This window comes from Pseudomonas sp. B22129, from assembly GCF_044218875.1.
GTDB lineage: Bacteria > Pseudomonadota > Gammaproteobacteria > Pseudomonadales > Pseudomonadaceae > Aquipseudomonas.
This window is the reverse complement of sequence record NZ_CP162592.1, coordinates 5,994,639-6,009,657: the sequence shown is the minus strand read 5'-3', so window position 1 is coordinate 6,009,657 and position 15,019 is coordinate 5,994,639. Positions and strand designations below refer to the sequence as shown.

Below are 15,019 nucleotides of genomic sequence, written 5' to 3'. Positions count from 1 at the left end.
AACTGCTCCAGATTGAGTTCGGAGCAGCGTTATTGGAAACAGCAGTGACGGGATATGAGAAACCTGAATGGCAGGTTCCTCATATTAGTCGGTGAGGGCATGCTTGAATGGTCCGAGGCTGCTAGCCCATTGCAGTTTGTCGGCAGTGTGGAGCTTCACGAGCAGCGCGTAATAACACGCCAGCAACTTCGTGTGGAGGTGCAATTTTTATGCCTGATGTCCGTCAGTCCGTAGGTGGTGGCTCTCTGCGTTTCTTGGATTTCGACGCCGGTGAACTGGCCTGCTCTGTATTTTGAGAGGCCGTCGGTTCACTGGAGCGCTCCCGCATGACCACGCTGTGCACTCGGTGAGGCAGGATGCCGACTCGACGGGCCTCGATCTTGAAGGTCACCCGCGCATTGTCTTCGCTGTCCTCCCACTCATCACGCACCGTACGACCTTCGACCAGCACGCGCATACCCTTTTGATACAGCGTGCTCCAGTGTTCAGCCTCGCGGTGCCAGAGCTCAACCGGCGCCCAATAGCCGCCTCGATCTTCATAGCTGCCCTCGCGTGGCACGGGATTGTCGAAATACACATTCAGCCGCAGCAAGCGCCGTGGCTCGTCATTGCCTGAGGCGAACTCCTGGAACTCCGGCGCACTGCCGATATTGCCTTCACCGACGAAAAAAGTACTCATTGTGATACCTCCACTGCGGGTGTGAACTGGCGCAGCAGCCGCTCGGCGCTGTCCATTTTGATCGCGCAGGTCGTGGCCTGGCGGTAGAGCGAGTGCACCACGCTCATCTGCAGGTTCAGTGCAATGCGATCGCATTCGAAACGGTGCAATCTCTCGCGTACGGCCTGCGGCAGGGCTTTGTTGCAGACCTGGCGTTCCCAGACCGCAACCCCCATACGGGCGAAGTCACGGGTGCGCCAACGCAAAAAGGTGCTGCCTGCGCTGGTGTTCTGCAGCACTAAACGAATGTCCAGCAGCGAGTAAGGGGGCTGTCCGGCCTGCTGCACCACAGCCTCCATCAGGTGACGTAACTGCGCCTCGATTTCCCTCGCCACCTGTGCCAGTTGCTCCAACTCCCCCTTACCCTTAAATGGTTTTAAAAGGCCTTTTAGGGAGGCGGCGTGTTCGAGCTGTCGATAGGCATCCGGTGTCAACACTTCGAAGGGCATTGGTTGAGCCGGGATCATGAGATTCATGCTTCGTCCTCCGGCTCATCCACTGTCGCAGCTAGCTCTCTCGCTTGCTCTGCCAACGCTTCAGCGTCATCCACTGCCACCGCACCACGCCGAGTGATCGGCGGCGCGAACTGGGAGCGTCGATGACCCTCAAGTATATCCATGGGGGGCAAACCCAATTTATCGATGGCCGCCAGGGCACGGGCGTTGTTCGCCGCCATGTCATCACGGGTGACGCCGGCATGCCGGTAGCGCTGTGTCTGACCAAACAGGCTACGCAGTAGATGGGCGCCGTCGTCGATCCAGGCTTCCATATCGATGCGGCCGATCAGGGCGGTGTGATGGGCCAATAGGGTCCGGCGCACCAGAGTGTCGTAGTCGGTCAGCAGGTAGACCGCGAGAAAGCCCAGCTGGCTACCGATGTACAACGGCAAGGTGACGGGGTGGATGTTGAGGTTGTCGCCCATGTCGATCTGTGTCGGCAGATCCTGCCTGATCCGATCCAGCTGTTGGCTCAGTTCTAACATCCCAGCCTTGGCCTGTATGAGTTTTTCTTCGAGTTGCACGATAGCCCAGTCGGCATAGGGGTCGTCTTGGGCCGCGGTTTGTTTGATCAGGTTGGTGACACTGATGTAGCCCGCCATGCCCATGATCGAGTGGGCACCTTCACGTGCGGTCCGACCTTGCCAGATGCGGGCGGCGTGGTGAGTGTGCAGGGTAAGGGTGATACTGCTGCGCAATGAACCCAGGTTGAGTTGGTAGTGATCGGCCACGGTGTTGTCCTCACAGAAGCTTGGACGGGAACGTTGCGACAGATGAGGGTCAAGGGCAGCCAAAAAGCTGAATGCGGTCTGTTCGATTTGGTTTAAGAGGGCTAACTATGGCGACGTCAGTGGGGAGGGGGGACCGGCTTTTCCCTAAAAGTTTCATCGTTTGCTCCGATGTGTTCGTAGAGTGGAACTCCATGGATTTGATGCCACTGGCATCAAATCTACTAACGTCCACTCCCTCCACGCAGTTGGCGCAGCTCATTCAGGCACGCTTGAGCGACGGCTGATGCAGGTTCGCCCTTTTTTCGAGACGTCCGCGAAGGGGCTGGTGGGGACGGCTCTGCGATGGGTGATGGTTCGGCCTGACTTGCCCAAGGCCGAAAGTCACCCTTCAGCGCACGCTGGGCCAAGCCCATCAGATAGGCCGCTGGCTTGCGTATACCACCAGCCGCACAGCGTGCCCCCGCTTCGTTAAGGACTGCCTGCCGATCCGCTGGGCTGAGCTTGTTCAGCGCCACGGCGACGGCTTTACGCTCACTTGGACTTAGATGCAGCGGCTCGGGCCAGTGAAGGTTATCCACTGGTGGAGTCGCGCGCGTTACAGTACTTATTCTTTCTTTTAATACAGTACAGGCGCCGTTCGGATTCCGAACGCTGCCGGAAACACTGGCGTTCACGCCTGGTTTGGATTCCGAACAAGGATCTGCACGATTCCGAACGAGGGAATTTTCTCCCGGTTCGGAATCGTGCAGAGCGGCATCGGTTTCCGGATCCAATCCTTGCTGCGCCCAAAGTCCGCCCCAACTGTCGAGCCGCGTCGGTAATCGATCCCGATCAATATTCGTGTCTTGGCGGACTTCCTCCACAACGTGCTGGGCGACAATACGTACCGCCTTGGTGGCATGACCGAGGGCATGTCCGACCAGCGCCAGGTAATCCTGATCCAGTTCCATGGCTTCGGCGGGGGTTAACGGCTCATCGTGCAGAACGTACAGCGAACCTTGAAGACGTCCGCTGAGCTGATCGCGTCCGCGACTCACCAAACTGAGCCAGCGCGTTAACCTGAGCATCGTCAACACCCGAGAAATGGTTTCACGGGACGCTGACGCTCCGTAGGGCACGCTTGATAGGTAAGGCTGCAAATCCTCATAGCGCGGTGTGACCACGCCCTGACCGTGCAGCATGAGCCGAAACACCTGCCAGGCATTCCGTTCCAATGGCGTCAGCCGATTATCCAACATCAGCCGACGTAGCACGACTTCGTGAGATTGGCCACTGAACAAAAAGCCCGCCTGCAGGGCCTGGTTGGAGGGTTGTTCAGTGGTGGGGCGTGCGGGCCAGCGTTCACTAAGCTGCTGGGTGCATTGCTGCAGAACACGCTGCCAGCGACTGGAAGGTGCAGGGTTCATGTTCCGTTGCTGTACTGGTTGATCTGCTGCCAGACGATGGTCAAGCTGATCTGCTGTTCTTGGGCCAGCAGCATCATGGCGTCGAGCTGATCCTCGGTACCGTCTTGAGTGCGTAGCTGGCACCATCGCTGCCAGAGCGCATGTTCCTGGGCTTCGCTCAAATGCTGAGGGCGGCCCTTACGGGTTTCTATCTTGAGCAGACGTCGACGCAGGGCGGTTTCCGAATGCGCCAAGCCGAAGTAGTGATACATGATTGTGCTGCTGGCGCCTAACTTGAGCGCGCGGTTGATCAAGCGCTCGTTCTGTTCGTCGCGTTCGGCTTGTTCGATCAACCGGTGCAGCACCGGCGAGTCGATCTTGACCTCTACCCATGGTACGGCGGCATGGGCCAGGCGTGACAGGGTGGTGGGCGGTAAAGATTGCAACAGGTAGATGTCGTCCTCACCCAGTCCAAGTGCTTTGCAGCGCTGCAGGTTGCCCTGGCGCAACTCGTGTAGCACCTGGGTAAGCATGGCTTGGTTGAGCACATTGAAAGACGGATTCATAGCAGCTCCTTCGGTGAGTTGCCTTCCTGGTTAAGCGTTAAGTCGATCAGGCGGCGGGCCAGGCGGATCAGGCGATACAGTTTGATGAGCAGACTGTCGGGCAATCGCTCCAGTCCCACATCCATGGCGGGACGATCTGTCAGCGGCATTTGATAGATCCCCAACAGCAGCTGCCCGAACAGGGCTGAAGGCAGTTGCTTGCGATCCTCCCAGTTCACTTCGTCTTGAGCACGCAGCAGGGCCAGGAGCAATAAGTGAACGCCGGCCGTGCGCGGCGCTGCAAGATCAACTCGCTCGATGTTCAGGGCGAAGCCCAAGCCAAGCTTCTGATCGATGATGCTCTCGGGATGTCCAGCATAGGCCGCCATTTCCCGCGCCAGTTTGGCAATGGCGGATCGCAGTTGTTCGGGGCTATCCAGTGCTGGTGCGATAGTCCAGATGTCGTCGATCGCATAGGTGTCGACCGAAGATGCCGCGTCGGTGGCGGTCTCGCGATCGATCTGTTCACGGATCTGTTGAACGCGTGATGGAAGACTGACCGCTGATACGACCTTCGTTTCTGGCGGTGTGAGCGGCTCTTCTAGCGTGGGTTCGGTATGGGGCCCAGTCTCAGTTGATTTGGGATGGAGCTCGGAGGAGGGAGGTCCTGCCGCGGCGACATCAACGCTCGGCAGATGGCTATTCTCTGAGGGTGTAGTCACGACGATGCCCGGCGTTGAGATGACTCGCTGGGTATCGCTCAGCTCCAGGGCCAACATACGGTAGGACTGTCCGAGCAAGCGGCTCATGCGTTCGAGCAGTTCATCCTGGAGCTGCTCAAGATCGAATGACTCGGGTTCGGCATCAAAGTAACCCAGTGTATCGAACCAAAAATCGGTGAACGCAATGGGGGCGGTTGGATAGCGGTTCCAGGTTCGTTCAGCCTGGCTACGTAGACCGATCAGGCGCTCTATTTGAGGTTTGCCCAAACCGGCATACAGGGTTTGTGGAATGGCGGGCAATAAGTGTTCGAGGGTGTCCAGCATTCGGCTGATGTGCGACTGCGAAATCGGATAGCCTCCAGCGGCAAGATGTCCTGCCAACTCACGTTGCGAGAGCAGCGCTCCCTCTGCTTCGAGCATGGTTTTGAGCTTGGCTACCGCCAGAGCCCGTTCGATGAAGGTGAGTTGGCCGTGCAGATCGCTTTCGGCCAGATGGCCGAGTAGGGCGGTGATTTCATTGCTCCAAGGTCGGAACAGGCAATGAATGCGAAAGAAACGCTCGTCGCGGGTTTCCTGCCACAGCTCGCCGAGAATTGCCAAGCGTGTATTACCGCCGTTGCGGATGATGAAATAGGATTCGCCCGGGCGGCGGGTAATCGGTGGGGGTTGATCCAGTCCGCGCTCACGGATCGACGCCTTGATGTCGTCGTACAGCGGATTACGGATGAAGCGCGGGTTGTGTTCGTAGGGCCGCAACTGCTCCAGCGTGACCAGCATGGGCGTGTCGATGAGTGGATCGGACAGCCGCTCCAGCTCCGGGCCCCGAGGGAAGTGGTCCTGGTGCAGCTTGCCGGTGATCTGCTCCTGACTGAGCTTCTTCATCTGAACAACCTCAGTTAACGCCGGTTGCGCAAATGGTCACCGACCTCGAACTTGACGATCTCGGCAGTACCCGAACCTTCGAAATGCCGAGAGAGTTCTGCGAGGAACCAGCCCATAGCCGAGCGCCCACCCTGCAGGCGAAAGACCACGGTGCAGTACTCCTCACAAGGCGGGTGGTGTGGTTGAGTGGACGGTGGAACGATGATGGGAAGTTGATCCAACATCAGAGAACTCCTAGCCAAACGGTTGGCCTCAAGATCGATCAAACACAATGACGGGGTGAGAAGTGCCAGTTGGGTGACTTGTCTCATTGAACCTCCGCGCATCGGCTTACCGAAGAGATCGCTTTGTGCCAGTCCGGGAATAGCTCAATGGCCAGCGCTTGCATGGTTTCCATCGCGGATGGCGAGCGTCGTTCGCGTGACTGGCGCGTCTCGATTCGGTGGACCGGTAGGCCAAGGGAGGCGGCATTGAGATACGCCACTCGGTCTGGAACTACGGTGTCTAGAACTGAGATATTGGTAGTCCCAGCAAAGGTTTCGCGCAGGCCTCGGATGATCATCCGTGTGTCCACTCGAATGCTATTCACCTGGTTCAGTAGCAATCGCAAAGGGGGCGGTGGAATGCCCATGTGGCGGAAAGGTTCGAGTTCGCTGAGTAGCTTCAAGGTGCCACGCTGCAGTTCGCGGGCGGCGAGCATTTCCGGGGTGATGGGAGAGAGGGCAAGGTCGGAGGCCAGGATGGCCATCTCCAGCAGCACGCTACGCGCACCTTGGGTGTCGATCAAAAGCAGGTCGTAACGGGCGCGGAAGTTGTCGAGCAGATTGCGTAGGCGAAATCGCCCGTCAGGGGCGTGCAGCAGCAAGGTACTCAGTCGACCTTGATCGTCGTTGGAGACGATCAGATCGAGCCCTGCAATCACTGTCCTGGAAATAATCTGGGCAGGCATAGCTAGGTTGAGTGCGATGAACTCGTACGCACCGGCATCAGCCTTCTGGCTCAAGGCGTAATAGCTGGAGAGGGTGGGTTGGCTATCCAGATCCAGTAGCAGGACGCGTAGGCCTGCGTCAGCCAGTAGGCCGCCGAGATTGGCGGCTACTGTGGTTTTGCCCACCCCGCTTTTGGTGGAAACCACCGATACCACACGCATGGCATCAGGCCTGTTGGCCTAAGCGTTCAACGACCCACTGCTCGATTTCCAGCGAGTCCCAGCCGACTGCCCGCAATCCAATGCGTTTAGCCTGAGGGAATTTACCTTCCTTCATCAGGTTGTAGATGTGCGCGCGTTTGAAGCCGGTTTTTCGTTCCACCTCGTCACGTCGCATGATGTGGCGTTCAATGTTGTCTGCGCGCGTGGGCAGGTAGAGGGCCAATTGATCAGTCATGTGGAGCACTCCATAGCACTTGCTGGGGAGTTGCCATTCAAGAACAAGATGAGTAACTGAGCACCGAAAAATGCGATAGTGGCTCTCGCGGATTTCGGTATCTATTCAAAATCATCGATGCATCGCTTGGCCGCTGCAAATTTTTCCTCAAGAGTACGCTGGCTGAAACCTGGCTTATTACGATTGTGTGCAATCAGCGCACTGATGATCGAAGCTTGACTTGTCAATGTGGAATAAGATCTGCCTCCTGGGGATTTCCCAAGCATAAGCTTCAAAAGCGCTCCGATCAGACGCAGATAGTTTTTTTGGCTTCGTTCGGAGGGCTTGCCTCGCACGCAAAGTTCTGAAGTAAGAGCAATATTCTTTTCGCGAAGGGAGTCTCGTTCCTCCTGAAGTTCAAGAAGTAAGGACTGAGTGCGAGCTTGCTTGATCTTGTATATTTCGATCTCTGTCAATAAAAAATTGTACGTGTCAGAAGTTTCAGGTAGTACAGATTTTCTTTCCAAGTCATTGAATAAGAAGGCTGGTTTTTCACCCGAAAGAAATTGAGTGAACCAGTTTTTTAGGTCAGTATGTCGGATAGTCAGTAAGGCAGGTTCGACGTGTTCGCTAGATGACACAGTGACTCCCAGACAACCGTACGGCAGTTCCTGATGACGGATGGCATCCCATAAAATTTCGAGTTTTTGTTGAATGCAGGGATAAGAATGAGTATATCCTCGCTGCAGTAGTAAGTGATCGGCTTCGCTGACTATCTGCGCCTCTAGATGTAATAAATCGCACCAGCGGATGGCAACTTCGATTGGGCGATAGAAAGTTTTTGAGTGTGGCAATTTGAGGGATTTATTATCCATTTTAATATCTTTCTTCACTCAAAAATACGAACGTCACCAGCCATATGAGTTTGGTTACGCTGACCGGGCGGCGTTAAGCAAATGGCGCCGCTTGACCTACGGTTAGGCTACCGACCAAGGCAGCAGCGGGAACAGGTCGTACGGTTCCATCAACGGATGGACGGTATGGTTTCGCACTATGTCCCGCCCTAATGGCGCATTCATTCTTAACACTACCGAAGATGAGGATTCACTCCCAAGGTAGATTAAGGGGCGCCAGACAAGCTTTGGGACCTAGGCTTTGCGCGATCTTCAAGGTTGGCATGGGGCTATTACCGCGCCTGTCTGTGGCGATTTACTGATGGTTGCCATCACACCGTTCCTCTCTCGTTGGCACATGCGTACATAATTTCGTTGCCGCCCCGAGTGAAACTACTGTGGCGCGCGCTTGCCTCAACCGCGACGAGGTTTTGCAATGGTGGCATGGGAGTGATATGCATAATTCACTAGGCCGGAGATATTGCGGTCTGAATGGCACTCATCCGTGTATCTCCCATTGCACGAGATGCTCCAGTGGCGTGGCGCTACCTTATTAGCTAGCGCCAATCAGCCTTCTGTGACGGTCACTCGACGCTTAGATCTCTGGGGATCGCCCAAGGCCATCTATAACTTAAGCTAGAGCATTTGGCGTGCGATGTCCCGGCCCACACCTGATGCTCTAGTCGATTATGTAGCTAGAGATTTTAGCCAAACAGGATAAGCTCCTTGAGTATGTCCTTTGGAAGCAGCCTCAACACAACCAGCTAGGCTCGCGAAGTGGACGGGGCGACCGACGAGACCTGGAGCGTAATGCGCAAATTTCGCCGAGTTGGTCATGACGTTTTTGGCAGCCAGCGGGATCACTGGCTCGCCTAGCATGCACCAGCAAGTGTCATTTACGATTTGGCCGCCGAACCGCTCGATCTCCGCGATATAGCCGTTTTGTATCGCCTGCTCGTAAATAGCACGTCCACATGTGATGACCATTGCTGTATCAGGAGCTTTGACTAAACCCTTGCAGAGCTCCGCCAGAGTCTTGAATTCCGTCAGCGAAAAATGTGGATTACCCAGCGTTACGATATCGACGCGCGATTCACTGGCACTGTTCAGACTGTTCCAATTTTGAAGCAAGTCGACTGGGGCAATGGTTATCTCTTCTAAGCCGGAGTCCAAAAACTCGGATTTATCGACATCCAGTGCTTCTGGCGTAACACCCGCGATGTGAAATAGCGGGGCCCCTGATGTGGTTCCGAATGCTGCCGAGAAAGCCTTCAGGTTGTCTAGGGTTGGAGCAGCGCTCTCTAGCCCAAACACAAGCGGAATACGCTTCCCGGCCAACAATCCGACGTGATACCCGAGCAGAGGATAAAACGCATCGTCTAGCTCATTAGGCAATGCCACGTGGATTTTCAACTGAGGCTTCCGGTGTTCGTTTAGGTGGCATCCGGAAAGGGGCGCTCGCCCAGTGATGGCGATGCAGATATCTAGGTAATCGGGGTACTTCAATGTTCGGGCCGCAAGAACACTGTTCGCATACACGACCGCGTTAGACTCTGCCCAGACGATTTGCTCACCTGCCTTAGGCGCCGACTCCAGCAGGTAGGGCGCGCACGTGTAACTCATCCGTGCTCCCATTGCCATATAGGCACTTCCCACAGCGCTGGCAGGCTCGCCGAATGCTGGATCTACACCGAGAGTCTTCCACCGGCGCTGATCAACGGAAATTGAGTTGAGCGTCGTAGGAACAACAACCTTGGCACCCCACTCGACAAACTGCTCAGCGAATTTAAGGCTCGCTGGCCCGGTGTAAATGCATCCATCAATATGTGCTTGGGTGACGTTGATAAGCTCACTGGCACCTTGTAAATCGGCCATCTTCAAAACGACTTGCATAGCAACCTGGGCAGCTTTGCCTTGATCGCCTGCTAGCATTTTTCGATCTTCATCCGAAAGAACGATTGGGTACGCTGAAAAGTCGAGCGTGCCGTTGGGCTTGCTCGGTGCAAAATCATCTTGGGGAAGGCTACTCAGTGTCCTTACGGACTCGTCGCTGACACGTGCATAGGAGCTACCACGAAGGGATTCAAACGCCTCCTTACCGATGCTGATAACAGGTATTGAGCGCTCGTAGATCATCTCCGCCAGCAACACTCCGAGTGTAAGGATCTCATCCACTTCCGCTAGGATAAGCGCTGCAGGCGCATGGCCAGAACTGATGAGCTCCATCATCACACTGCTTCCAGTGCAAGAGCCCCTGCCAGAAGGAATCGCCAAGACACGACCTGCTAAGTTCTTCCCGGCTAGCGGATGATGCTGGTCGATTACGTCACCTGTGAGTGAATTCACTCCTCCCCAGAAGCTGAGTCCTACGTCAGCGAAAAGCAGTTCGCCCTGTGCAGAGCCGCCAACCAAGCTGCGGCCTGGGAGAATTTTATCCTCGTTCGTCATCAGTAACCTCGGCACTCAACTTTACCTTCGGCGCCCAATCGGACGCTGAAGGCCGTCATTTAGCTGTTTTTAGAGTTGACCGGCTGCACAGTGAAGGAGCGCTTCATCTTGTAGAGCGTACCCTCGCCCAGCCACTTATCAAAAATTGTCTGCATTTCACCAGAGTTCTCCATATCTCGAAGCGCTTTGTTGACCGATTCAAGCAAGGCTGGCTCGCCCTTCTTCACACCGATACTCCAGAACTCGTTACCAATAGGCGGGCTCAACACAGCGTATTTGCTAGCGTCAGCGCCAACTTGATGCCGTTGCTCCCAGATGGGCTGCAGCACTTCACGGAGCTTTTAGTACCGGTACTGCAGGCCCGTGGCCTCTTCCGCACTGATTACAGCGGCACGACTTTGAGAGACCACTTTGGCCTGGCCCCCCCAGCGAATCGCAACGCAACTCACCAGGAAAAGCTGAACCAAAGCGTCTGATCAGAGATGCTTGACCTGGCGACTAGTTTGCCAGGCGCCGAGGCCAAATGATCATCCCATAATGCCCGGCATGATACGCCGGGCACTTCTAAGCAGTGCGATCGAACCGTACACGGCTCACAGCTATCGACCCAAGCGGGCACTTGGCATTCGCCACTACTTGTTTCCAGCAAGCCAGATGATGGCTCTGCCGGAGCGAGATTTGGCGTTTCCCCCGGACCAGGGGCATACCCACGGTGTATTAAGCTCGCGCAGGCTCCGGCGCAAACGCTTGGCAGATTACTCCGCCGAGCACCAACGCACCAATACAGATGCCCAGTGTTGCCTGCACGCCATGGGTCTCCATCACGATCGGCAACAGGAATGTCCCGCCCGCTGCTCCTAGCCGGCTTATGGCCACCGAAAATCCGATTCCAGAAGCCCGCAATTCAGTCGGGAACAGCTCCGGCAGATAAGCATATTCGAGCACAGTGCACCCTGACATCACTACAGCGAACGCCGAGAACAGCACCACAGCCAACATTGGCGGCATGCCCGCCCACAGGGTGAGCACCAGTAGCACGGCGGCGCAGAAGTAGAAACTGCCGATCAGGAAGACACGGCGGCTGATCTTGTCCACGATCCAGAACCCAGCCAGGATGCCGACGAACAGGAAGATGTTGTAGATGATCGAGCCTGCCTCGGTGTTCTCCACCTTTATGGCTTCCAGCACCCGCGGAATGAACGTGCCCAGTGCAAAGAACGGTATCACCTGACAGAAGTAGAACGCCGCGCCAACAAATGCATTCTTACGCCAGGCTCGGCTGAACAACTGCGCCCAGCCGGCATTCTTCTGCACAGCGCCTTGCTCTGGCAGAGCAATGTCGGCGCCCATATGCTGTTTGACGATTGCCTGCGCTTCCTGCCGACGCCCCTTCGAGATCAGCCACAGCGGCGATTCAGGCGTACCCATCCGGATCAACAAAGTCATCAGCGCCGGAATCAAGCTGCTGGCCAAGGCCCAGCGCCATGCGCCTTCACCCATATTCTCGATCAGCACACCCGCAAAGTAGGCGAACACAAAGCCAGCCACCCAGGCGATCATCACGGCGCTCATGATCCGACCGCGATGGCGCTTGGGCGCTAGTTCGCTGACCAGCGAAAGGCTGACCGCGTAATCGGCGCCAATCGCCAGCCCTAGCACCAAACGCAAGACAAGCAACTGCTCAGGGGAAGTGACGAAGTATTGCAGCACCGCGGCAACGGCGAACACCCAGATCGTCTGGTTGTAGATGCCCTTGCGACCGATACGGTCGACCACCGAGCCGGCAAGCAAGCTGCCGAACAGAATACCGAGCAAAGAGCCGGCGGCGATCAGGCCGGTCCAGAAATTGTTCAGGTGCAGGTCACCAGCGGCCATGCTTAGGGCGATGCCGATCATGCCGATAATGAAACCATCGGTGAACTGGCCGCCCATGCCGCCGGCAATAGCCTTGACGTGTACGCGCCGCAGCGGCGCATCATCAAAGGAGATCGAGCCGGGTGAAACGGAATCCGAGTATCCAGTAACGACTGTACTCATGGTGTGCCTCGCTGTTTTTATAGTTGGCTTGGTCAAAGGATGTGGATCGGTTTTATTGGGGCTGAGCGAATCCGTCGCACGGTCAGAAGGCCGACCTGGCAAGTGGGCGTGATGCTTGTAAGCGGCGGTTATCTATTCAGCATTCGGGCCCCAGGTGTCTGAGAGCACGTAGCCGTTGGCGTAGGGGTCTGTGGCATCTGCCCAGTACTTTTCGCGGGAGTAGATCCAGGCCCTGCCGCTAATTTCATGGGTGATGTTGCCGCTACGAGGTTCGGCCTGCTCGACGATCCGGCACTCGAACGTGCTGCCGATCAGGCTGTGGAAAGTCACGGGCTGGTTCACTGCTACCTGCCCCCGTCGATGCAGGATCGCCAGCCTTGCACCGCAGCCGGTGCCGCATGGTGAGCGGTCGACGCGACCGGGGTGGATGATGTTGCAGTTCAGCCGTTTGCCGTCCTCGGTGTCGGTAAACATCACGTATTCGATCTTGCAGGAACCCAGTCCCGGGCGCTGCGCGAGGTGAATCTGCTCCTGGGCGGCCTGCTTGATGACCGCGGCCAGTTCAACCAGCCGCCGCGCCGCCTGCTTCACCAGACGCACACCCAGTTGCTCGGCCTCGACCAGCACAAAGAAGCAACCGCCGTATGCCACATCCACCTTCAGCTGCCCAAGGCCGGGCACCTCCAGAGCGTGGTCCAGGTGCTCGACGAAGCTGGGCGCCATCTTCACCGTTACCCGTTCACACTTGCCATCGCGACACTTGGCGCGGGCTTCTACGCGCCCGGCCGGTGTCTCGATCGTCACGGTGGTCAGCGGCTCGCGCATGGCGACCGTGCCTATCTCCAGGGCGGCGGTAGTCACGCAGATGCAGTTGGACCCAGACAGCGCGTGGGCGCCGTCGGGCTGAAGCGGGATGAAGGCGATGTCCGCCGAGGTATCCACCGGCTCAAGCAACAGGTTCACGGTCATGTTGGCCGAGCCGCGCGGTTCGAACAGACAGCGCCGGATCAGGCTGTCATCCACGAGGTTGAGATAGTCCATCTTCTCGCGCAGCGTGTGCCCGGGAATGGCCGGTGCGCCCTTGAGCAGCACCCGGCCGATTTCGCCTTCGGCGTGCACACCAGCCAATTCGATGATCTGCATAGTTCAGGCCTCCAGGTTCTTGACAGCGACCAAGCGCAGCGCCGAGGGCGTGGTGGCGCAACCGCCGCGTGCTGTGCAGCGCAGGTCGGGATGCATCATGTCGCCGACCTTGACGGTCTGCTCGACCAGTTCATCGAAGGGAATAACCGCATCGAAGCCGCCCAAGGCTGCTGTGCTGGCGCTCCACGCGTGGCCCACACCGGCGATATTGCGGGCGTGGCAGGGGATCTCCACTTCGCCGCCCACAGGGTCACAGATCAGCCCCAGGGTGTTCATCAGGCAGATCGATGCAGCGGTAAGGATCTGCGCCGGTGTACCGCCGAAGTAGTGGGTGATGCCAGCCGCCGCCATGGCCGCCGAGGTGCCGGTTTCCACGGAGCAGCCGCCCATTTCTGCGGCGTAGGAGCCGCGCACCGCGAACAGCGCGCCAATCAGCGCCATCACTTTCAGGCTGTCGCTCAGGGCGTGGTAGCTGGCGCCGAATGCGCGCAGTGCGTGCAGACAACCGGGTACGATACCGGCGCTGCCTGCCGTGGGCGCGGCGCAGACAACGCCGCGGCTGGTGGTTTCTTCCATGGCAGCCAGCGCGCCGGCGATCGCGATCTTGAGGAAGCTGCTTTCCAGCGGCTCCGGCAACGGGGTGCGGGAAAATCGGCGGGCCGTCGGGCGCAGGTATTTCATGCCGGCGCTGTCTTCTTTGGCCAAGCCAGCTTCCACCGAGGCGGCCATCAGTTGCACGCGTTCATCGAACCGCTGCTGGACAGTGGCCACGTCCAGCCCGAGCCGGTCGCATTCGTAGGCCGTCGCATAGTCGGCCAGGTCGGCGTCCGCTGCTACACATTGCAGCAGATGGCTTGCGCCCAGCAAGGTGCGTTCGCGGTTGCACACTACTTCCTGGGTGGGGCTGGCCAGACGCACCCGACGCAGGCCAGCCTGCCCGCGCAGGTCGGCGAGCATCCGGGCCGACGGCGCGGCTGTCAGGGCGCAGATCGTCATGTCGTGGAGCCTTCGGCGCTGCGCTACCTGCGAGCCTTCAAGGCAGAACATCAGGTCGCTCGTTACCGCTCCTTCGTGTTCGACGATCAGGGTGTACGCGGCGCCGTCCACATTGATGTGCTGGCCATTGAGGTGGGTGACCAGAAAGGTACCACCACCGAGTGACACGCCCTCGAACACATCGGTGCGCTCATGGGCTTGGATGCCGGTGACGCAGACGTGCAGATCGACCCGGTTCGGATGGTCGTTGCGCTCCAGCGGCACGATGCGGATCGCGAATTCGAAATCCTGCCCTCGGCGAACGCGCTGCAAGGCCTGCTTGTAAGCCTCGGAGGTTATGGTCACACCCGCCAGCCCGGCGGCAAACCCTTCATCGCTGCCCTGATTGCTGTAAACCTCGGCAAATGAGCCCGATGGGTCGAAATGGACGACCACCGACCTCAACTGCTCTCCTGGGGCGAGCGCCAGTTCCCGCACGGTCCGGCCGATCATGTAGGGCGCAGCGGAGTGAGAACTGGAAGGGCCACGCATCACGGGGCCGATGACAGTATTTAGCAGGCTGATGTCTTGGGTCATGAACGCTTCTACTGATGTGGTCTTGGAGTTATGGACGGACTCAGGCGTGCCCGTTGAAAAAATCATAAGGGGGAAAGTTTAG

Annotated in this window: 15 protein-coding genes and 2 pseudogenes; 1 reads left to right on the top strand and 16 read right to left on the bottom strand. The window is 57.6% G+C overall.

The genetic code is table 11. From position 1 onward, the window contains the following. Positions 1–223: 223 nt before the first annotated feature. From AB4P94_RS27220 to AB4P94_RS27160, 13 genes and pseudogenes are all read right to left on the bottom strand, one after another. Entirely contained in the window at positions 224–679 is a 456-nt protein-coding gene (locus AB4P94_RS27220; RefSeq protein ID WP_016973529.1) for a single-stranded DNA-binding protein, read from the bottom strand. Beyond that, positions 676–1,194 (bottom strand): DUF3158 family protein, encoded by a 519-nt coding sequence (locus AB4P94_RS27215; RefSeq protein WP_016973528.1) that lies wholly within the window; start codon positions 1,192–1,194, stop codon positions 676–678. Before AB4P94_RS27215 ends, AB4P94_RS27220 begins: the two co-directional genes overlap by 4 nt. Continuing rightward, positions 1,191–1,946, bottom strand: a complete 756-nt coding sequence (locus AB4P94_RS27210; RefSeq protein ID WP_016973527.1) for a PFL_4669 family integrating conjugative element protein — start codon at positions 1,944–1,946, stop codon at positions 1,191–1,193. The genes AB4P94_RS27215 and AB4P94_RS27210 overlap by 4 nt, the downstream gene beginning before the upstream one ends. Before the next feature lie 221 nt (positions 1,947–2,167). Further along, positions 2,168–3,352, bottom strand: coding sequence for an STY4528 family pathogenicity island replication protein (locus AB4P94_RS27205; RefSeq protein WP_080520666.1), 1,185 nt, complete (start codon positions 3,350–3,352; stop codon positions 2,168–2,170). Further along, on the bottom strand, positions 3,349–3,897 hold the full coding sequence (locus AB4P94_RS27200; RefSeq protein WP_016973524.1) for a DUF2857 domain-containing protein: 549 nt from the start codon (positions 3,895–3,897) through the stop codon (positions 3,349–3,351). The genes AB4P94_RS27205 and AB4P94_RS27200 overlap by 4 nt, the downstream gene beginning before the upstream one ends. Next, positions 3,894–5,480, bottom strand: a complete 1,587-nt coding sequence (locus tag AB4P94_RS27195) for a ParB family protein (RefSeq protein WP_016973523.1) — start codon at positions 5,478–5,480, stop codon at positions 3,894–3,896. The genes AB4P94_RS27200 and AB4P94_RS27195 overlap by 4 nt, the downstream gene beginning before the upstream one ends. 14 nt (positions 5,481–5,494) lie before the next feature. Next, positions 5,495–5,704: a hypothetical protein gene (locus AB4P94_RS27190; protein WP_031320302.1), complete on the bottom strand. Its 210-nt coding sequence runs from the start codon at positions 5,702–5,704 to the stop codon at positions 5,495–5,497. Positions 5,705–5,787: 83 nt separating this feature from the next. Beyond that, positions 5,788–6,630, bottom strand: a complete 843-nt coding sequence (locus AB4P94_RS27185) for a ParA family protein (protein ID WP_016973521.1) — start codon at positions 6,628–6,630, stop codon at positions 5,788–5,790. A 4-nt stretch (positions 6,631–6,634) separates the two neighbouring features. Beyond that, complete coding sequence (locus tag AB4P94_RS27180) at positions 6,635–6,865, bottom strand: AlpA family transcriptional regulator (protein WP_016973520.1); 231 nt, start codon at positions 6,863–6,865, stop codon at positions 6,635–6,637. Positions 6,866–6,966: 101 nt separating this feature from the next. Next, positions 6,967–7,719: a hypothetical protein gene (locus AB4P94_RS27175; protein WP_130886754.1), complete on the bottom strand. Its 753-nt coding sequence runs from the start codon at positions 7,717–7,719 to the stop codon at positions 6,967–6,969. 386 nt (positions 7,720–8,105) lie between these two features. Next, positions 8,106–8,198 (bottom strand): annotated as a pseudogene (locus AB4P94_RS27170) (LysR family transcriptional regulator); the annotation flags it as partial. Between the two features lie 226 nt (positions 8,199–8,424). Next, entirely contained in the window at positions 8,425–10,185 is a 1,761-nt protein-coding gene (locus AB4P94_RS27165; protein WP_395608335.1) for an aconitase X, read from the bottom strand. A 59-nt stretch (positions 10,186–10,244) separates the two neighbouring features. Further along, positions 10,245–10,412, bottom strand: coding sequence for a transporter substrate-binding domain-containing protein (locus AB4P94_RS27160; RefSeq protein ID WP_231124379.1), 168 nt, complete (start codon positions 10,410–10,412; stop codon positions 10,245–10,247). Between the two features lie 78 nt (positions 10,413–10,490). On the opposite strand from AB4P94_RS27160, the pseudogene AB4P94_RS27155 reads away from it, so the two are divergent. Further along, positions 10,491–10,661 (top strand): annotated as a pseudogene (locus AB4P94_RS27155) (LLM class flavin-dependent oxidoreductase); the annotation flags it as partial. Between the two features lie 241 nt (positions 10,662–10,902). Here AB4P94_RS27155 and AB4P94_RS27150 read toward each other — a convergent pair. The 3 genes from AB4P94_RS27150 to AB4P94_RS27140 all read right to left on the bottom strand — a co-directional run bounded on the left by AB4P94_RS27150 (position 10,903) and on the right by AB4P94_RS27140 (position 15,003). After that, complete coding sequence (locus tag AB4P94_RS27150; protein ID WP_051032813.1) at positions 10,903–12,222, bottom strand: MFS transporter; 1,320 nt, start codon at positions 12,220–12,222, stop codon at positions 10,903–10,905. Positions 12,223–12,354: 132 nt separating this feature from the next. Next, on the bottom strand, positions 12,355–13,365 hold the full coding sequence (locus tag AB4P94_RS27145) for a proline racemase family protein (RefSeq protein ID WP_395608334.1): 1,011 nt from the start codon (positions 13,363–13,365) through the stop codon (positions 12,355–12,357). Positions 13,366–13,368: 3 nt separating this feature from the next. Beyond that, entirely contained in the window at positions 13,369–15,003 is a 1,635-nt protein-coding gene (locus AB4P94_RS27140) for an L-serine ammonia-lyase, iron-sulfur-dependent, subunit alpha (protein ID WP_395608333.1), read from the bottom strand. Positions 15,004–15,019: the final 16 nt, after the last annotated feature.

Coding starts and splice junctions, on each gene's coding strand:
- AB4P94_RS27220 (WP_016973529.1), bottom strand. CDS start 679: ATGAGTACTTTTTTCGTCGGTGAAGGCAATATCGGCAGTGCGCCGGAG.
- AB4P94_RS27215 (WP_016973528.1), bottom strand. CDS start 1,194: ATGAATCTCATGATCCCGGCTCAACCAATGCCCTTCGAAGTGTTGACA.
- AB4P94_RS27205 (WP_080520666.1), bottom strand. CDS start 3,352: ATGAACCCTGCACCTTCCAGTCGCTGGCAGCGTGTTCTGCAGCAATGC.
- AB4P94_RS27200 (WP_016973524.1), bottom strand. CDS start 3,897: ATGAATCCGTCTTTCAATGTGCTCAACCAAGCCATGCTTACCCAGGTG.
- AB4P94_RS27195 (WP_016973523.1), bottom strand. CDS start 5,480: ATGAAGAAGCTCAGTCAGGAGCAGATCACCGGCAAGCTGCACCAGGAC.
- AB4P94_RS27190 (WP_031320302.1), bottom strand. CDS start 5,704: ATGTTGGATCAACTTCCCATCATCGTTCCACCGTCCACTCAACCACAC.
- AB4P94_RS27185 (WP_016973521.1), bottom strand. CDS start 6,630: ATGCGTGTGGTATCGGTGGTTTCCACCAAAAGCGGGGTGGGCAAAACC.
- AB4P94_RS27180 (WP_016973520.1), bottom strand. CDS start 6,865: ATGACTGATCAATTGGCCCTCTACCTGCCCACGCGCGCAGACAACATT.
- AB4P94_RS27175 (WP_130886754.1), bottom strand. CDS start 7,719: ATGGATAATAAATCCCTCAAATTGCCACACTCAAAAACTTTCTATCGC.
- AB4P94_RS27165 (WP_395608335.1), bottom strand. CDS start 10,185: ATGACGAACGAGGATAAAATTCTCCCAGGCCGCAGCTTGGTTGGCGGC.
- AB4P94_RS27150 (WP_051032813.1), bottom strand. CDS start 12,222: ATGAGTACAGTCGTTACTGGATACTCGGATTCCGTTTCACCCGGCTCG.
- AB4P94_RS27145 (WP_395608334.1), bottom strand. CDS start 13,365: ATGCAGATCATCGAATTGGCTGGTGTGCACGCCGAAGGCGAAATCGGC.
- AB4P94_RS27140 (WP_395608333.1), bottom strand. CDS start 15,003: ATGATTTTTTCAACGGGCACGCCTGAGTCCGTCCATAACTCCAAGACC.